Source organism: Faecalibacterium sp. Marseille-P9590 (assembly GCF_017377665.1).
Classification (GTDB): domain Bacteria; phylum Bacillota; class Clostridia; order Oscillospirales; family Ruminococcaceae; genus Faecalibacterium.
This window is the reverse complement of sequence record NZ_JAFREF010000002.1, coordinates 411411-426610: the sequence shown is the minus strand read 5'-3', so window position 1 is coordinate 426610 and position 15200 is coordinate 411411. Positions and strand designations below refer to the sequence as shown.

Genomic DNA, 15200 nt, shown 5'->3' with positions numbered 1-15200 from the left:
GTGCCGACCTGCGCAGTGCCGACCTGAGCGGTTCCAACCTGCGCAGTGCCGACCTGAGCGGTTCCACCGGCATCATGTCCGCTATCGCGTTCATGGATGCGCATTTTGAGCGTACCAAGGACGGTTTCATTGCCTACAAGACTTTTGGCAGCAGCTACCACCCCAACGACAATTGGAAAATCGAGCCGGGTTCTGTGCTTTCTGAGGTTGTCAACCCCGATCGTACTTGTAGCTGCGGTTGCGGTATCAACGTCGCACCTCTCGGCTGGGTAAAGGATAACGCCACCAATGGCGGTCGCCTTTCGATCTGGAAAGTCCTTATTCGCTGGGAATGGCTCATGGGTATTGTCGTGCCCTTCGGCTCTGACGGCAAGGTTCGCTGTGAAAAGGTTGAGCTTATCGAGGTGGTCAAATGATCGTGAAGAATGCAGCCGGTGAAAAGCACGACATTGTTTTTCACCATTTCTTCCCGACAAACCGCAAGCGGATTGCCAAACTTCTGGACTTCATTTCGGACAACCTCGATAAGCGCGATAAATACTACGGCATTATGATGAAATATCTCACGTCGCGGTATATCGCTGCTGACTACGAGATTGAAGTCCTTAAAGCAGAACGTCAGGCTAAAAACCGTGCGCTGCACGAGGCTCACGTCCAGCAGGCCAATCTCCGCAAACGGGCCAAGTGGATGTCGGCAAGCACTTTCCGTGATAAAAACCGTGCGCTGGAAGAAACCATTATGCGGATTGAGCGTCGCAAAATGGAAATCACCTTGGAACTGTCTGCCGCCAAGCACCTGAAAGAGCGTCTGAAACTCAACGTTCAGACAATGCCGGGGGTGAAGCCGTGGTGAAAGTAGTAGCAAAGGTCAACAAGCTGGTTGGCAATCATTTCGAGCAGGAGTTTTGTGACTACCTTGCCGAGCATGGCTTCTGGGCGCACAACATGGCTCAGACCGCAGCGGGTCAGCCTGCTGATGTAGTTGCCGTTAAAGACGGCATCGGCTACCTGATTGACTGCAAGGTATGCGAGAACGACCGATTCCGGCTTTCTCGTATCGAGGAAAATCAGGAAACAGCCATGACCCGCTGGGAGCTGTGCGGGAATTTTCCCGGTCTGTTTGCTCTCAAGCTCACGGACGGTTCCGTGTGGATGATTCATCTTGGCCCGCTGCTGGCTCTGCGCACAGCAGGAGTTTCCAGTATCAACGCTGAGAAAATTCGCATGATGGGCTTAGAGCTGGAAAGGTGGGTGAAATTGAAGCCGCATGATCGTGACAGTTGGAGCAAGACTTTTTGTGACTGACCCCACCCCCGAAGTAGAGCGTTGGTGCAATGAAAATCTGGTCATTCCGAACCCGGAATACGCCAAGAAAAAGTGCATGGGATTCTGGACAGGAAACATCCCGCGTGAGCTGGTCATGTATGAGGTTATGGGTGACAAATGGGTTATTCCTTACGGCTGCCTCCGGGAACTCATGCCTCTGTTTCAGAGTGCCCAGAGCATAACCACCGAGTTTGTAGATCACGGCCCACCTGTCTTTTCTGCTGATGTGCCGCTCTATGACTATCAGCAGGTAGCAGTTGAGGCCATGATCTCGGCTCATTACGGTATCCTCCGTAGTCCGGCAGGCAGCGGTAAAACCCAGATGGGCATTGCCCTTGCTGGTCGGCTGGGTGTTCGTACCCTCTGGCTGACACACACCATCGACCTGCTGAACCAGAGTCGTGACCGCGCGGCACAGTATCTTGGCCCCGGATATTTGGGCATCATCACCTCCGGCAAAGTCTTTCTCGGCAAGACCATTACGTTTGCTACCGTGCAGACTATGTGCCGCCTCGATCTGACACAATACGCGAATTACTGGGACTGCATTATCGTGGACGAGTGCCACCGTGTCGCAGGCACCCCGACTGCGGTTACGCAGTTTGCCAAGGTGCTGAATGCTCTGTGTGCCCGCCACAAGTACGGCCTGTCTGCTACGGTGCATCGGGCTGACGGTCTGATTCGTACCACCTACGCACTGCTGGGGCAGATTGCCTACACCGTGCCGGACGAGGCGGTAACGGCCAAGACAATGCAGGTTTCCGTTTATCCATTCAACACCGGCATCGGGTTGAGTGCTGAATGCCTCAACAGTGACGGCACTTTGAACTACAACGGAATGATTCAATACCTGACCGAGTGTGAGGACAGGAATCAAATTATCCTGTCCCATCTGGTAGGCAACGAAGATCATTTCAACCTGATTCTCAGCACCCGGATTGAACATCTGGAAACTCTCATGCGAATGCTCCCGCCTGAATTGCAGGCCCAGTCGGTAATGATTACCGGTAAAATGACCACCAAAGCAGGCAAGGCGCAACGGCAGCAGGCTATCGAGGATATGCGGGCAGGTCGGAAGCGGTATCTGTTCGCCACCTACTCTCTCGCAAAAGAGGGTCTGGATATTCCCCGGCTGGACAGGCTGTACCTGACGGTGCCGCAAAAGGACTATGCCGTGATCGTGCAGTCTGTTGGCCGCATTGCCCGAATCTTTAAGGGCAAGGGCACCCCGCTGGCCTACGATTATGTAGACACCATCCGGGGGCTGCAAAAAGCCTACAAACAACGCCTGCGCTCCTACAAGAGTGCAGGGTGCAAGATTTTGTAAGGGAGGATGATAGGATGAAAGTTTTGGTTGCCTGTGATGAGTCACAGGCAGTTTGTAAAGCATTTCGAGCGCGTGGACATGAAGCTTACTCATGTGACCTTATGGAACCGTCCGGTGGTCATCCTGAATGGCATATCCTTGGTGATTGCTTGCAAGCGATTATGGGCGGGCAAATTGTGACAATGGATGGTTTATCTCACGAAATTGCCCGCTGGGATATGATTATCGCTTTTGTTCCGTGTACCAAGACAAGTAATGCAGGCGCACGACATTTATACAAGGGCGGCAGGCTCAATCTTAGTCGGTACTATGAGGGTTTGTGCGGTAAAGCACTTTTTCTCGCGGTATGGGCGGCAGATTGTGAAAAGGTTATAATTGAAAATCCTACACCCAGCAAAATTTTCGATTATCCAACACCTACCCAAGCTATTCAGCCTTGGCAATTTGGGCATCCATTCACCAAGAAAACCCTGCTTTGGGAGCGCGGTGTCCCCCCCCTACACCCAACAGATGTTGTCGAGCCGACTGCAACATGGTGTCCGAGCGGCAGTTACAGTCACAAACATGGGACTCAACACGAGGGAATGTTTACCACAGACCGCGCAAAAATGCGAGCCAAAACATTCCCCGGTGTGGCAAAAGCCATGTCAGAACAATGGGGTTGATCGAGAGGTGAAATTTTGAATACAGATTTAATGTTTTCCAGTAAAAATCCGTGCTGGTGTACACCACAGGACTTTTTCGACAAGCTGAATGCTGAATTTCATTTCACGCTCGATGCGGCTGCTACCGAAAAGTCCGCGAAATGCCCAGTCTATTTTACCCCTGAAACCGATGCTTTAGTCCAAAACTGGGGAGTTACGGGGGGGGGGCTGTCTGGTGCAATCCTCCGTATGGCCGAAATATAAATCTCTGGGTGCAGAAAGCAAAAGAGGAAAGCGAACTTCGGCATATTACCGTCGTAATGCTCATTCCCGCTCGAACCGATACGCGCTATTTTCAAGATTTTATCCTATACGGAAAAGCCTCGGAGGTACGCTTTGTAAGAGGTCGATTACGCTTTACGGACGAGGACGGGAAGCCGTCTGCGCCAGCACCTTTTCCCTCAGCCGTGGTCATATTCAGGCCGCAGGAGGTATCGCATGACACTTCTTCCTGAAATCTGGGTATTCGACTGTGAGGTATTTCTTTACGACTGGGTGTTCATTGCCAAGAACTCCGTAACCGGTGTCCGTGTGGTTATCCATAACGACAACGACGCGGTGGTTGAGTTCTTCCGGCAAAACCCGCTCATGTGCGGCTTCAACTCCAAGCACTACGACGATCACATTGTCAAGGCCATTATCGGCGGGGCATCCCCTGAGCAGGTCAAGGAAATCAATGACGAGATTATCGTGCATGGTGTTGACGGCTGGAACATTCCGTTCCTCCGCAGTTTCCGGGTCTGGTTTGACTCTTTCGATCTGATGGATGATATGCAAGTCGGCTTATCGCTGAAAAGCATTGAAGCCCATCTGGGCATTCCCATCGAAGAAACGGAAGTTGACTTCAATCTGTCCCGTTCTTTGACGGAAGAAGAACTCGAACAGGCCATCCGCTATTGCGCCTACGATGTAGACGCTACTGAAAAGCTGCTGCACCTCCGGGAGAATTACCTTAAAACCAAAATCACACTGGGCCAGAAGCGCGGCCTCGAACCTCGTAAGGCACTGCGCATGACCAATGCCAAGCTGACCAGTGTGTATTTGCAGGCCAGAAAGCCAGACGAGCCTTGGACGGACGAGCGAAACTACCAGTATCCCGACAAGTTGCTCCGGCAGTATATTCCACCGGAAGTCTTTGATTTCTTTGACCGCCTGCACGACCCGTCTGTACCGAACTACCTGCTGTTCGGTGGGTATGACGATCACGGCACCAAGCACAAGGGCGCGGCTTTGGATTTTAAGATTGGGGACTGTGAATGCACTATCGCCTATGGCGGTATCCACGGTGCAATCCCCACCTACACAGAAGTTGCAACCGAAACCCGGTCTATCCGAAATAAGGACGTTGCATCGTATTACCCCCATCTTATGACCCTGCCCCTTTCCGCAGGCCAGAAGTACGGATTTTGTAGCCGCTGCATCCCGTCCCCGCAGGTGTACGTTGACACACTGGAAGATCGTGTTCGTGCAAAAAAGGCCGGTGATAAGGAAACCGCAAACGCTTTGAAGCTGGTTCTGAACACGACTTACGGCACCATGCTGAACGGCAAGGACGGCGTAGGGTACAACGACCTCTACGACCCGCTCATGGGCCGCTCGGTCTGCATTACCGGCCAGCTGCTCTTGCTGGAACTGTCCATGCACCTTGTCGCTGAGTGCCCGACGCTGAAAATCGTCCAGCTGAACACCGATGGCATCATGGTCAGTTTTGACAACTCCGACGAGGCCAAGTGGGAGGAAATCACGCAAGAATGGCAGACCCGTACAGGCTTTGAACTGGAAGAAGATTTCATTCAGAAAATTGCCCAGCGGGATGTCAACAACTACGTTGAAATCCCGGCAGACGGCGGCGAGGCCAAGATCAAAGGCGGCGAACTCGTGCGCGGTATCTCACAGGCCGGTGCATGGAAGATAAACAACAACGCCAAAGTTATTGCCCATGCCATTGCTGAGTTCTTCATCCACGGCACCCCGGCAGAGGAAACCGTCAACGCTGCCACGGATATTCTGGATTTCCAACTGATTTCCAAGGCATCCGGCCTCTACTCCCGTTGCTTCCAGATTATTGATGGCCGGGAAGTAGAAATGCAGCGCGTCAACCGAGTGTATGCGACCGATGATTGGGAGCATTACGGTACTCTCTATAAGGTACACAGTCAGACCGGTACAGTGTCAAAAATCCCGTCCCTGCCCCTGCACTGTCTGGTAGACAACAATAATCACCTAACGCTGGACGCGGTAGACCGTCAGTGGTATATCCGCGAGGCCAACGAAAAAATTCAAGCCTTTCAGGGTATTCAGCCTACCAAGGTGAACACCCGGAAGATAAATTCACTCGCTAAACAGGCTCTTGCACTGTTCGCAGAGCCGGAACAGAAAGGAAATAACGATGGACAAGAAAGTAAACAGCCCCGAAGCAAACGCACCCGTAGCAGAAAAGCAGCAGATTGATGTTCACAAGCTGAACGTCTATCAGAAGCTCAGTCTGGCCCGCAAGCGTTTTCTGGAACGCAATGTCAAGAAGTCCGGTGTGAACCGCCAGCTGGAATTTCAGTATTTCGAGCTTCAGGACATTGTGCCCTCTGCAACCCGTATCTTCCAGAACCTCGGCCTGTTGGGTGTGGTTCAGTTCCCGCCTGTGGAGAAGAATGCCGAAACCGGTTTGGCTTCCGAGCCGGTTGCCACTATGACGGTTCTCAACACTGACCGTCCGAGTGAAACCATTGACTTCATGGTTCCCTACCGTGAGGTCGAGCAGATCAAGAGTAATGCAGGCAAGAGCGTAACCAATCCCTTGCAGGCTCTCGGCAGCTCCGTCACCTACCTGCGCCGTTACCTCTGGATGCTGGCAATGGATATTGTCGAGCAGGACGACGTGGACGCTACGTTAGGTCAGCAGGAACCGCAGGCCAAGGCTTCTCCTGCCGCTAAGCCTGCTACTCAGACTGCGGCTCCGAAGAAGCAGGCCAAGCCTGCCACCTCCGCAGAGCGTGAGGCTGTCAAGGTGTCGCTGACCCAGCCCGACGAGCAGGCCGACCCGCTGATGATTAAGGGCCTGAAAGCGGCCCTGAACACCCTGCGTCAGAAAGACGATAAGCAGGACGAGTTCATTCAGCACGTCGCTGAGGCCACGGTGGGCTTCACCAAGATCACCCGTACTCAGTGCGAGGAGCTGACCAAAAAGGTAAACGGCATGATTGAGGAGTACGACAAGAAATGACACCGAATGGCTGCGTATCTGATCGGAACGAGTTAGACGGCTACCAGCTTTTGGCAAACGCAATAGTGACCTCGGCGGCACGAGATTATAAGCGCACCCTGCGCTCCCTCAAAAGAGGCTCTGATTATGCACCGCTGCATTTAAGGTCACTGGAACGCTTCTTCAATTCTGCGTGGTATCGTCTGCTGACCCGCGTTGACTCGAAATATATCATGGAGCGTATTAAACAGGAGGTTGACCATGAAACTGACATGGAACAAGAATAATACAATCTCGGTTATGCCCCCGGCAAGACCGAAAAAGATCACCGGCACCCGCTTTGCAGCCATTATGGGTCTGAACCGCTGGACTACACCTTTCAACGTCTGGTGTGCAGTCACTCGTACCTATGAGGAGCCTTTCGAGGACACGATCTACACCATTGCAGGTAAGACCATTGAGCCGAAGCAGGCCGAGTTCATGCGCAAGTCCTACTTCATGCCCAACCTCGTTACCCCGACCGATATGTACGGCCCTGACTACTTCAAAAAGACCTACGGCGATTTCTTCCACGATGTTCCGATCTTCGGTGGTATGTGGGATTACCTGCTGATGGGCGAAGATGGCAAGCCGGACACCGTGCTGGAAATGAAAACCACCAAGCGGTCGGAGGACTGGGCAGACGATATTCCCGAATATTACGCTATGCAGGCTGCGCTCTACGCCTACCTGCTGGGTGTTGATCGGGTGCTGATGGTCTGTTCGTTCCTCGGTGACAACGACTACGCCAACCCTGACGCTTTCGTTCCGTCTGCGAAAAACACTATCGTCCGCGAGTTTTACCTGTCCGAGCGTTACCCCAACATGGAAGCTCTGGTCAAGGCTGCAACAAACTGGTGGAACATCCACGTCCTCAAAGGTGTGTCCCCGGAGTACGACGAGAAAGCAGACGCGGACATTCTGAAAGTTCTGCGCTCTCAGACCGTCACCCCGGACGATGATATGACCTCCATGCTGGCCGAGGCTGAGGCCCTGAAAGGCCAGATTGAAACCCGCAAGGCTGAAATGGCCCCGCTGGAAGCTCGGTACAAAGTACTGACCGATGCAATCAAGGATGATCTGATGGGCCGTTTCTCTGAGGGTGACAAGAGCGTATCTGCCGCAGGTCACGCCTACGAGTTCGTGGTTTCCCGTGCCAACACCACCAAATACGACAGCAAGGCCATGAAAGCCGACGGTGTCTATGATAAGTATGCCGTCACCGACAGTATTTTCAAGCTGTCCGTCAAGCCCAAAAAGGAGGCATCCTGATGTATATTCCCCCGTTCTGGTGTGGTGTGATTGCCACCATCCTGACCGAACTCATTCTCTCGGTTGTTCTGGCTTACTATGTAAACCGTAACGATAGCAAAAACAAATAATTTAGGAGGATTTCTACAATGGCACTGATTACTCTGAGCGCAAGTTCTGGCTTTACCCTTATCCCGGAGGGTACTCACATTTTCAAGGTTACGGGTGTCACCTACAAGAAGCTCTACGGCAAGATGGAGGTTTATCTGGAAACAAAGGAGGGCTTGAAGCACACCGAGCGGTACTCCCTGATGGACAAGAATGGTCAGGACAATCAGGGTGCCCTGAACGCTTTCAGCTACTTCGCCAAGTGTGCCCTGAACAACTTTGACGCGACGGACATTGACACCGACGATCTGATTGGCCGCTACATCGAGTGCGAAGTCACGCATGATGTACAGCCCAAGCAGAACGGCAAACCCGGCGAAACCATTACGTTCATCCGTCTGGGCAACAAGGCTCCGGCCTCTGGCTTTGAGGGCGAGGAAACCGAAGAACCCGCTGCGGAAGATACTGCTCCGGCCCCGGCTGAGGACAAGCCGAAGTACGACATTGACTCTCTGCTCGGCTAATATGAAGTAACCCGTCAGACCATCGGGGAGAACGCGGGTGACTCCCGCAACTCTCCGATGGTTTATTTTTATATTTTTTCAAAGAAACCATAGGAGAAGTGTTATAATATGAAATGTACCGATTTATCGAAAGCTGCTCTGCTGGAACAGGTTGCAGAAGAATGTACCGAACTGGGCCACGCTGCCCTCAAACTGGCCCGTAAGTACCGGAATGAAAACCCTACTCCGGTAACGGAAGAAGAAGCCTATGCCAATCTGAAAGAAGAATGGGCAGATATGCTGCTGTCTATGACCGTGCTTGACCACTACTACAACATGGATTGCAACGAGCTGAAAGGCATCATGGACAACAAATATGCTCGTTGGAACCAGCGTTTGGAGGATGCAGCACATGAAAACTGAAATCATCAAGATCAAGGGCGACTGGGAAGAAGTTGTGAACGACTGCCGCAGCACCGTCAACAAGCCGCCTCTGGGCCACGAGCCGTCCGACCAGTTCAAGGAGAGCCTGCTCATTTCTGAGCATTCTCCTATCCGGGATATTATCATCAAGTGGCGGTGGGCAGGTATTAAGAGCTGGATTGCTACCCACTGGGTACGGCATAAGTGGGAATGCTTTGTACGCACCCAGCGCAGCGACCGTACCGGCATCCCGCGTGATGATCTCCCGCAGGGCGCAGAAGTCGAGTTCACCGGCGAGGCCAATGTGCAGGCCCTTATCGACACCATGCGCAAGCGGCTGTGTTATCAGGCTGCACCGGAAACCCGACAGTATGCCGAAAGCCTCAAAGCCGAAATTCGGCAGCGTGACCCGCATATTGCAAAGGTGCTGGTGCCCAACTGCGTATACCGTGGCGGGTGCCCGGAACAGAAAAGTTGCCGCGAGTGGCACAACTTCCTTATCTGGGTCAACAGCCAGCACATTGATATTGTCCGCAACATGGAGTCGATCGCACTCCGGTACGATCTGTACCAGCAGTACCTTGAAGAAAGGAAGCAGCAGAAATGAAAGCCCATTATCTGACCTCAAAGGAGAAAGCGTTGGTGCAAAAGACTGCTGCCACCGCTGCCGCCCGCCTCCTTGCCAAGCAGCAGGAGGATATTGCCAAACGCGCACAGTATTGTGTACTGGTAGCCATGCTGGATGCAGGACTCAGCCCCCGGACGATCAATCGCGTTATTAAATGCCTCGGCCCAGTAAAAGAGCGGTACGGCTATTATAAGAAAGACGAATGTGCTGACTACGCTTTCTGCCACGCATTGCAGGAGCGCGGTATCAATGTGGAGCTGACAGAACATGAAAACGTATGATGCAATCCCCGCAGAACTCAAAGCCCTGCCGCAGTGGGTATGCAGCTGGGACACCTCGAAAATCCCGATGCGGGCATTTGAGCGCAAGGCTGCATCCAGCGTTGACCCTGCATCATGGGCAGACTTCGATACTGCGGTTGCCTCGGTGGAAGCCGGGTACTATGACCATATCGGTTTTGTCTTTGCCGACACCGGCATTGTGGGCATCGACATTGACTGCGGGTTCGAGGATGGCTTTCTCACTCCGCTATGCGCAGACATTATCCACGCCTGCCACTCGTACACAGAGCGTTCCAAGTCAGGCAGAGGAGTTCATATCTTGCTGAAAGGTGATCTTCCGTTTTACGGGAAGAATAACCGCGCAGGAGTGGAAATCTACCGCAGCCGCCGTTTCTTCGTGACCACAGGAAAGGCCCTACTGTATCGGGACATGATCGAAAACCAAGCCGGTATCGACTATGTGGTTGAGAAATATTTCTCCAACATCACCAGCGAGAAAGTGTCCAGTGGAAACAAACCGCTGCTCACCCGATACTATTCCCCGACGTACCGCAGACCGGAAAACGGCAGGATTTTTCTGCGACCGATCTATCCCGAAATTAAATCAGGCGGCAGAAACAACAGTCTCGCCAGTCTTGCAGGGCAGATGCACTCAACTGGATACCCGGCAGAAGCAATCTACAAAGAGCTGCTGTATGTCAATTCCACGGCCTGTAAGCCGCCTCTGCCGCCCCGCGACATTCAGTGCATCGTAGAAAGCATTACCAGATACAGGAGGTAACTCATGGAAGAATCTATTAAAAGAGGGGATGTGGTATGGGTCGATCTCCCCCCCTGTCCCAATTCTCATGTGCAGACAGGGGAACGACCGGCCATAGTGGTTCAGAACGATGTGGGAAACCTCCATTCTCCTACCACGATTGTTGTCCCGGTCACATCAGTTATTAAACGGCTGGATATGTCAACTCATGTCCTGTTTGAAGCCGATTTCCTGCCCCGGCAGAGTGTCGCGCTCTGTGAGCAGTTTATTACCGTCGATAAAGGCAGAATCTCGTCTGTGGCGGGACACCTGCCTAAATATATCATGCAGGCCGTTGATCTCGGCATCATTCGGTCTGTGCTTTCGTGAAAGGAGAACCATTTATGCAAGAACCCCAGTGCTATGAGGATTTGGCCGGACTATTCCAGCTCAAAGACGGTAAGTACCTCCTGAGTGAAGAACTCAGCGAGAAAATGTCCTATATCGTGAGTGTCCGGCCTGAAATCCCGAAGCCCAATGACCGCGACCCCTACACGCAGGACGAAATCGGTATGGCTACGCTATTTTCTGAGTGCTACAACACCGACACCCTGTACTGCACCGAGAGCAAGATGTGGTACACCTACAAGGACGGTGCTTGGCGCAAAGACGTTGGCAGCTGCCTCGTGTCTATGAAGATCAAGGAGTTTTACGCTCTGATGCGCTACTACTGTGCGGAGATCGACGATTACGATACCAGCAAGAAGTATATGCAGTTTATCTCCAAGATGGGCGACCGGCGTTTCCGTGACCGCATGATGAAAGATGCGGCAGACGCTATGAGCGTTTCTGCAACCCTGTTCGACAACCATCCGTATCTTATCAACTGCAAGAACGGTACGTTTGATCTGAAAGCCCGCAGGTTCCGGGAACATGATTATAAGGACTATCTAACCATGCAGACGAACCTCGACTTCACCTACGATCAGGATATGGACGTGACTTGTGAACGCTGGCTGCATTTCATCGACGAGGTAACGGAGGGCGACAAAGACAAGGCTGACTTCCTGCAAAGGGCACTGGGTTATTCTATGTTGGGCAGCGCACGAGAAGAATGTATGTTCATCCTCCACGGCAAGACCACCCGCAACGGTAAGAGTACCCTGCTGGATGCAGTCAATCACCTGCTGGGTGACTACTCTACACAGGCCCCGGTCGAACTGATCTGCAAGGCCGACCGTGCAAAGAGTACAGAGAACGCCTCCCCGGTGCTGGCCCGCCTGAAAGGTAAGCGCATGGTCACTATGTCGGAGAACGACGCAGGTAGCAAGCTGGATGAAGAAATCATCAAACAATATACCGGTGGCGAGGAGATCACCGCCCGCGAACTGTACCAAATGCCGATTACGTTTCTGCCGCAGTTTACTATGTGGCTGTCCTGTAACGACCTGCCTGCTGTCCATGACCGCAGCCTGTTTGCTTCCAAACGTCTGAAAGTGATCGAGTTCAACCGGCATTTCAGCGAGAACGAGCAGGACAAGACCTTGAAAGACTACTTCCGCACCCCGGAAGCAATGATGGGTGTTTTCTACTGGCTCTTGGAGGGTTATGCAAAGTACACCCGCGAGGGACTGGCTATGGCCGACCACCTGAAATCCGTGGTCAAGCAGTACGAAAAGGACAACGATCTGGTGGTGCAATTCCTCGAAGATCGGTGTGAGTTGCAGGAGGACGGCTGGACAAGCGCAAAGGCCCTGTACGACAACTACAAAATCTGGTGTACCCAGAACGGCTATTTCAAGTGCAGTGCGAAGAAATTCAACGCTGCTATCCGAGAACACGTCGAGTGGTATCAAGGAGAACATCCTGTTCGTGGCAAAAACGGGTATGACCAGATAGTGATTAAGCCGCTGTAAAGCAGCGCAGAAAGGATTGTTTATGGCAACCAAGCTCTCAGCACTGGGGCAAAACATCGAAACCTTTAAGCAGCTCATGGCCCCTTGCATCCCGCACATCATCACGCCGGAGATCATCGACCAATTACAGTGTATGGGCTTCTTTGAAGCCCCTGCTGCAATCCATCATCACGGTGCATTCACTGGTGGGCTGTTCCGTCATTCCGCTGCGGTTATGAATATGCTGCTGGTCTATACTGAGCAGCTGGAACTCGACTGGGGCAGAAAGGAAAGTCCCTATATCGTGGGTATGTTCCACGACCTGTGCAAGACGGACGATTACGTTCCGGTAGCTAGTAGCCAAATTCTCGGAGAAACCGAGTGGGGCTATAACGATAAACGCCTGCTCACTGGCCACGGTGACAAGTCCGTTATCATGTTGCAGCAGCTCTTGAAAGGAAATGTCACCATGCAGGAAGCTATGTGCATCCGCTGGCACATGGGAGCCTTTGACAGCAAGGAGAACCGGAACGCCTACGGCAATGCTGTTGCCTGCGACCAGAACATCCTCTATACCCATACCGCTGATATGTACGCTTCTCGCGTACTGGATATTTAAGCAGAAAGGAACAACTATGACAGAAAACGAAAAGATCAGGCAGCACGAAGCAATCTGCGCTGAACTGACAGCTCTGTATAAAAAGAAGAACCGGGACTACGGCGACGCTTTCCATACTTCGTTTCTTGAAGAGGGTATGGCAATGCCTCGTATCAGGCTTGGCGACAAGTTCAACCGTTTCAAGAACCTTACTCGCTCTGGTCTGCGGCAGGTTGTTGATGAAAGCATTCGGGACACCCTGATTGATCTGGCAAACTACGCAATCCTCACCGTAATGGAAATCGACAACGCCAAACCGCAGCCTGCGCTTCATCCAAACCCGCCGATCTTCCCTGCGGCCAACCCTTTAGGAAACACCGGCACCGTACTTGTCAGGGAGGTAAACGAACATGAATAAATGGAAAAATCATTTATTCGGTTTCTTTGCCGCCTGCATTACGCTGGCCTGCCTGCTCTCGGTTGTTGGCTTCGGTTCTGTTGAAGCCTCTGCTACCCAGAACGGAAAGCCGATGTACAGAGTGACGGTTTATGAACTGAGGCAGGGCAGCTACGGTTCGCGCAGTAGCAAGTGTACCATTTATGTGTCCTCACTATCTGAGCTTGTGCCAGAAGATGAAACCGCCAAAGCCTACGGCCTGCTGAGAATCAACGCGGGTTACGCAATCTTTTACGTTGACCCGTCCAATGTAGAAATCTGTTATCAGTGAAAGGAGTTCAAACTATGAAACCTATTATCAGCCCTTGGCTCATTTACTTTCTGTCCGTTCTGGATGGTATCAACTTAGTTTGCGGCGGCATCTTTATCCTCGGTCTAATCGGTATCCCCGCAGCTCTGTTTATCATCTACTGTATGAATGATGACTACCGGGGAGGGGAAAAGAACACCGTCCAGAAAGCCTTTTCCGGTATGAAACCTTATATTATTGCATACGCAATCTTTGTAGCAGTTGCCTGCTTTATTCCCAGCAAAACCACTGTGTACCAGATGATCGTTGCAAAAGAGCTGACCCCCAATAACATTTCGACCATCACGCAGGCCGCAGGCGATACCGCAGAAGATATAGCGGACTATGTTGTTGACATTATCAACCGTGTTTCGGAGGCAGTGAAAGACAATGCGTAAAGAACCTGAATACCACATTGGCTGTGGCCTATTCGGTAAGATTTATGCCGGCGCTTTGACTCCTCCCGATAAAAACGGTATGCAGAAGTGGCGGCACAAGTCAGAAGTTACAGAAGAAGCCATTTTCGCGGTTATGCAACTGTTCAAAACCGAAATGCAGATGCTCCGTAAAACCACCGGCAGTTCCTCTTATAAGTTTCCCAACGGCATGACCCTGACGGTCAACTTCAAACTTGAAAAGGAGCCGCCCCAGAAAGGAGGCGCAGAAGATGGCGAAGAAAGCAGAACAGAGCGAGTACCCCAGCAAGAGTAATTCCCGGTATATCGAGTTTATGATGGCGATTATGCCGACGAAGCCACTTGACCCCAACGACGTGCCGGAAATGCGTCGTCGCTTCCTCAACTATCTGGAACAGTGCAAGATTTTTGATATGAAAGTCGGCAATATGAACGCCTATGTTGCTATCGGCATTGACCGCAGAACGGCTTTTGACTGGGTGAACAACCGGCAGACGTTCAAGCCAGAAAGGGCCGAGTTCATCCGGCAGGTGCAGGATATGTGCGGAGGCTACCGGGAAGCCATGATGCAGGACGGGAAACTTAACCCTGTTACTGGTATCTTCTGGCAGAAGAACTTTGATGGGTTCAAAGATCAGCAGGAAATTATCACAACCCAGCAGTCCGTTTTGGGAGAACTACCTGATATGACCAAGTTGCAGCAGCGGTATCTTGACAATGCTCATTGCACAGAGCTGGAACTTCCAGAAAAGGCCCAGAAAGAGCCTGCAAAGAAATCCAGAAAATCAGAAAAGGCCCAGAAAGGGTAATTTGAAAACCTGAAATTCCAGAAAGGGCCAGAAAGAGAAAATCCGATTTTTGAAAAAGGCCCAGAAAGGGGTTTCAATCCCAAATTTTTTCGCGGCCGATCTGAAACAAACAACCTCGTTGGAGCAATCCAGCGGGGTTGTTTTCGTTTTCCCCTCTGGCCCTGCCTGCCGCTGTGCGCCCTCTGTGCTGCCCTCTGGCCCTGCCTGC

The 15200-nt window shown here is 52.1% G+C and carries 25 protein-coding genes; 24 read left to right on the top strand and 1 reads right to left on the bottom strand.

Translation table 11 applies throughout. The features are described from left to right. The 24 genes from J3349_RS04690 to J3349_RS04580 form a co-directional block, all read left to right on the top strand. Window positions 1-416, top strand: a 416-nt coding sequence (locus J3349_RS04690) for a pentapeptide repeat-containing protein (protein ID WP_207676609.1), incomplete at its 5' end; no start/stop codon positions are given. Beyond that, window positions 413-853 (top strand): hypothetical protein, encoded by a 441-nt coding sequence (locus J3349_RS04685; RefSeq protein WP_207676608.1) that lies wholly within the window; start codon window positions 413-415, stop codon window positions 851-853. The genes J3349_RS04690 and J3349_RS04685, both read left to right, overlap by 4 nt. Further along, window positions 850-1305, top strand: a complete 456-nt coding sequence (locus tag J3349_RS04680) for a hypothetical protein (RefSeq protein ID WP_207676607.1) — start codon at window positions 850-852, stop codon at window positions 1303-1305. Before J3349_RS04685 ends, J3349_RS04680 begins: the two co-directional genes overlap by 4 nt. Continuing rightward, the gene (locus J3349_RS04675; RefSeq protein WP_347564971.1) at window positions 1298-2653 is read left to right on the top strand and encodes a DEAD/DEAH box helicase family protein; all 1356 of its coding nucleotides are present in this window, start codon (window positions 1298-1300) and stop codon (window positions 2651-2653) included. Before J3349_RS04680 ends, J3349_RS04675 begins: the two co-directional genes overlap by 8 nt. Before the next feature lie 14 nt (window positions 2654-2667). Beyond that, window positions 2668-3318 (top strand): DNA cytosine methyltransferase, encoded by a 651-nt coding sequence (locus tag J3349_RS04670; RefSeq protein WP_207676605.1) that lies wholly within the window; start codon window positions 2668-2670, stop codon window positions 3316-3318. A 15-nt stretch (window positions 3319-3333) separates the two neighbouring features. Further along, window positions 3334-3561 carry a phage N-6-adenine-methyltransferase gene (locus tag J3349_RS14035; protein WP_242699498.1) on the top strand — a complete coding sequence of 76 codons (228 nt, stop codon included), beginning with the start codon at window positions 3334-3336 and terminating at the stop codon, window positions 3559-3561. An 8-nt stretch (window positions 3562-3569) separates the two neighbouring features. Beyond that, window positions 3570-3812 carry a DNA N-6-adenine-methyltransferase gene (locus tag J3349_RS04665; protein ID WP_347564970.1) on the top strand — a complete coding sequence of 81 codons (243 nt, stop codon included), beginning with the start codon at window positions 3570-3572 and terminating at the stop codon, window positions 3810-3812. Then, window positions 3796-5808, top strand: coding sequence for a DNA polymerase elongation subunit (family B) (locus J3349_RS04660; protein WP_207676604.1), 2013 nt, complete (start codon window positions 3796-3798; stop codon window positions 5806-5808). Before J3349_RS04665 ends, J3349_RS04660 begins: the two co-directional genes overlap by 17 nt. Further along, on the top strand, window positions 5747-6577 hold the full coding sequence (locus J3349_RS04655; protein WP_207676603.1) for an ERF family protein: 831 nt from the start codon (window positions 5747-5749) through the stop codon (window positions 6575-6577). The genes J3349_RS04660 and J3349_RS04655 overlap by 62 nt, the downstream gene beginning before the upstream one ends. Next, complete coding sequence (locus J3349_RS04650) at window positions 6574-6843, top strand: hypothetical protein (protein ID WP_207676602.1); 270 nt, start codon at window positions 6574-6576, stop codon at window positions 6841-6843. The genes J3349_RS04655 and J3349_RS04650 overlap by 4 nt, the downstream gene beginning before the upstream one ends. Further along, on the top strand, window positions 6818-7867 hold the full coding sequence (locus tag J3349_RS04645; protein WP_207676601.1) for a YqaJ viral recombinase family protein: 1050 nt from the start codon (window positions 6818-6820) through the stop codon (window positions 7865-7867). Before J3349_RS04650 ends, J3349_RS04645 begins: the two co-directional genes overlap by 26 nt. Window positions 7868-7995: 128 nt before the next feature. Next, window positions 7996-8478 (top strand): hypothetical protein, encoded by a 483-nt coding sequence (locus tag J3349_RS04640; RefSeq protein ID WP_207676600.1) that lies wholly within the window; start codon window positions 7996-7998, stop codon window positions 8476-8478. Window positions 8479-8586: 108 nt separating this feature from the next. After that, window positions 8587-8880 carry a hypothetical protein gene (locus J3349_RS04635; protein WP_207676599.1) on the top strand — a complete coding sequence of 98 codons (294 nt, stop codon included), beginning with the start codon at window positions 8587-8589 and terminating at the stop codon, window positions 8878-8880. Next, window positions 8870-9487: an FAD-dependent thymidylate synthase gene (locus J3349_RS04630; RefSeq protein WP_207676598.1), complete on the top strand. Its 618-nt coding sequence runs from the start codon at window positions 8870-8872 to the stop codon at window positions 9485-9487. The genes J3349_RS04635 and J3349_RS04630 overlap by 11 nt, the downstream gene beginning before the upstream one ends. Continuing rightward, window positions 9484-9789 (top strand): hypothetical protein, encoded by a 306-nt coding sequence (locus J3349_RS04625; protein ID WP_207676597.1) that lies wholly within the window; start codon window positions 9484-9486, stop codon window positions 9787-9789. The genes J3349_RS04630 and J3349_RS04625 overlap by 4 nt, the downstream gene beginning before the upstream one ends. After that, window positions 9776-10570, top strand: coding sequence for a primase C-terminal domain-containing protein (locus J3349_RS04620; protein ID WP_207676596.1), 795 nt, complete (start codon window positions 9776-9778; stop codon window positions 10568-10570). The genes J3349_RS04625 and J3349_RS04620 overlap by 14 nt, the downstream gene beginning before the upstream one ends. Before the next feature lie 3 nt (window positions 10571-10573). Continuing rightward, window positions 10574-10918: a type II toxin-antitoxin system PemK/MazF family toxin gene (locus J3349_RS04615; RefSeq protein ID WP_207676595.1), complete on the top strand. Its 345-nt coding sequence runs from the start codon at window positions 10574-10576 to the stop codon at window positions 10916-10918. A 14-nt stretch (window positions 10919-10932) separates the two neighbouring features. Then, the gene (locus J3349_RS04610) at window positions 10933-12444 is read left to right on the top strand and encodes a phage/plasmid primase, P4 family (RefSeq protein ID WP_207676594.1); all 1512 of its coding nucleotides are present in this window, start codon (window positions 10933-10935) and stop codon (window positions 12442-12444) included. Window positions 12445-12466: 22 nt separating this feature from the next. Continuing rightward, window positions 12467-13042 carry a hypothetical protein gene (locus J3349_RS04605; protein WP_207676593.1) on the top strand — a complete coding sequence of 192 codons (576 nt, stop codon included), beginning with the start codon at window positions 12467-12469 and terminating at the stop codon, window positions 13040-13042. 16 nt (window positions 13043-13058) lie between these two features. Further along, entirely contained in the window at window positions 13059-13439 is a 381-nt protein-coding gene (locus J3349_RS04600) for a nucleotide modification associated domain-containing protein (protein WP_207676592.1), read from the top strand. Beyond that, a complete protein-coding gene (locus J3349_RS04595) occupies window positions 13432-13749 on the top strand; it encodes a hypothetical protein (RefSeq protein ID WP_207676591.1) in 318 nt (105 codons plus the stop codon). The genes J3349_RS04600 and J3349_RS04595 overlap by 8 nt, the downstream gene beginning before the upstream one ends. Window positions 13750-13763: 14 nt before the next feature. Continuing rightward, window positions 13764-14165 (top strand): hypothetical protein, encoded by a 402-nt coding sequence (locus J3349_RS04590; RefSeq protein WP_207676590.1) that lies wholly within the window; start codon window positions 13764-13766, stop codon window positions 14163-14165. Further along, on the top strand, window positions 14158-14478 hold the full coding sequence (locus tag J3349_RS04585) for a hypothetical protein (protein WP_207676589.1): 321 nt from the start codon (window positions 14158-14160) through the stop codon (window positions 14476-14478). The genes J3349_RS04590 and J3349_RS04585 overlap by 8 nt, the downstream gene beginning before the upstream one ends. Continuing rightward, entirely contained in the window at window positions 14435-14992 is a 558-nt protein-coding gene (locus J3349_RS04580) for a hypothetical protein (RefSeq protein WP_207676588.1), read from the top strand. Before J3349_RS04585 ends, J3349_RS04580 begins: the two co-directional genes overlap by 44 nt. Here J3349_RS04580 and J3349_RS04575 read toward each other — a convergent pair. Then, window positions 14969-15200 (bottom strand): hypothetical protein (locus J3349_RS04575; protein WP_207676587.1); only part of this gene is annotated, 232 nt, incomplete at its 5' end. The two genes, J3349_RS04580 and J3349_RS04575, sit on opposite strands and share 24 nt — an antisense overlap.

Coding starts and splice junctions, on each gene's coding strand:
- J3349_RS04685 (WP_207676608.1), top strand. CDS start 413: ATGATCGTGAAGAATGCAGCCGGTGAAAAGCACGACATTGTTTTTCAC.
- J3349_RS04670 (WP_207676605.1), top strand. CDS start 2,668: ATGAAAGTTTTGGTTGCCTGTGATGAGTCACAGGCAGTTTGTAAAGCA.
- J3349_RS04660 (WP_207676604.1), top strand. CDS start 3,796: ATGACACTTCTTCCTGAAATCTGGGTATTCGACTGTGAGGTATTTCTT.
- J3349_RS04655 (WP_207676603.1), top strand. CDS start 5,747: ATGGACAAGAAAGTAAACAGCCCCGAAGCAAACGCACCCGTAGCAGAA.
- J3349_RS04650 (WP_207676602.1), top strand. CDS start 6,574: ATGACACCGAATGGCTGCGTATCTGATCGGAACGAGTTAGACGGCTAC.
- J3349_RS04645 (WP_207676601.1), top strand. CDS start 6,818: ATGAAACTGACATGGAACAAGAATAATACAATCTCGGTTATGCCCCCG.
- J3349_RS04640 (WP_207676600.1), top strand. CDS start 7,996: ATGGCACTGATTACTCTGAGCGCAAGTTCTGGCTTTACCCTTATCCCG.
- J3349_RS04635 (WP_207676599.1), top strand. CDS start 8,587: ATGAAATGTACCGATTTATCGAAAGCTGCTCTGCTGGAACAGGTTGCA.
- J3349_RS04630 (WP_207676598.1), top strand. CDS start 8,870: ATGAAAACTGAAATCATCAAGATCAAGGGCGACTGGGAAGAAGTTGTG.
- J3349_RS04625 (WP_207676597.1), top strand. CDS start 9,484: ATGAAAGCCCATTATCTGACCTCAAAGGAGAAAGCGTTGGTGCAAAAG.
- J3349_RS04620 (WP_207676596.1), top strand. CDS start 9,776: ATGAAAACGTATGATGCAATCCCCGCAGAACTCAAAGCCCTGCCGCAG.
- J3349_RS04615 (WP_207676595.1), top strand. CDS start 10,574: ATGGAAGAATCTATTAAAAGAGGGGATGTGGTATGGGTCGATCTCCCC.
- J3349_RS04610 (WP_207676594.1), top strand. CDS start 10,933: ATGCAAGAACCCCAGTGCTATGAGGATTTGGCCGGACTATTCCAGCTC.
- J3349_RS04605 (WP_207676593.1), top strand. CDS start 12,467: ATGGCAACCAAGCTCTCAGCACTGGGGCAAAACATCGAAACCTTTAAG.
- J3349_RS04600 (WP_207676592.1), top strand. CDS start 13,059: ATGACAGAAAACGAAAAGATCAGGCAGCACGAAGCAATCTGCGCTGAA.
- J3349_RS04595 (WP_207676591.1), top strand. CDS start 13,432: ATGAATAAATGGAAAAATCATTTATTCGGTTTCTTTGCCGCCTGCATT.
- J3349_RS04590 (WP_207676590.1), top strand. CDS start 13,764: ATGAAACCTATTATCAGCCCTTGGCTCATTTACTTTCTGTCCGTTCTG.
- J3349_RS04585 (WP_207676589.1), top strand. CDS start 14,158: ATGCGTAAAGAACCTGAATACCACATTGGCTGTGGCCTATTCGGTAAG.
- J3349_RS04580 (WP_207676588.1), top strand. CDS start 14,435: ATGGCGAAGAAAGCAGAACAGAGCGAGTACCCCAGCAAGAGTAATTCC.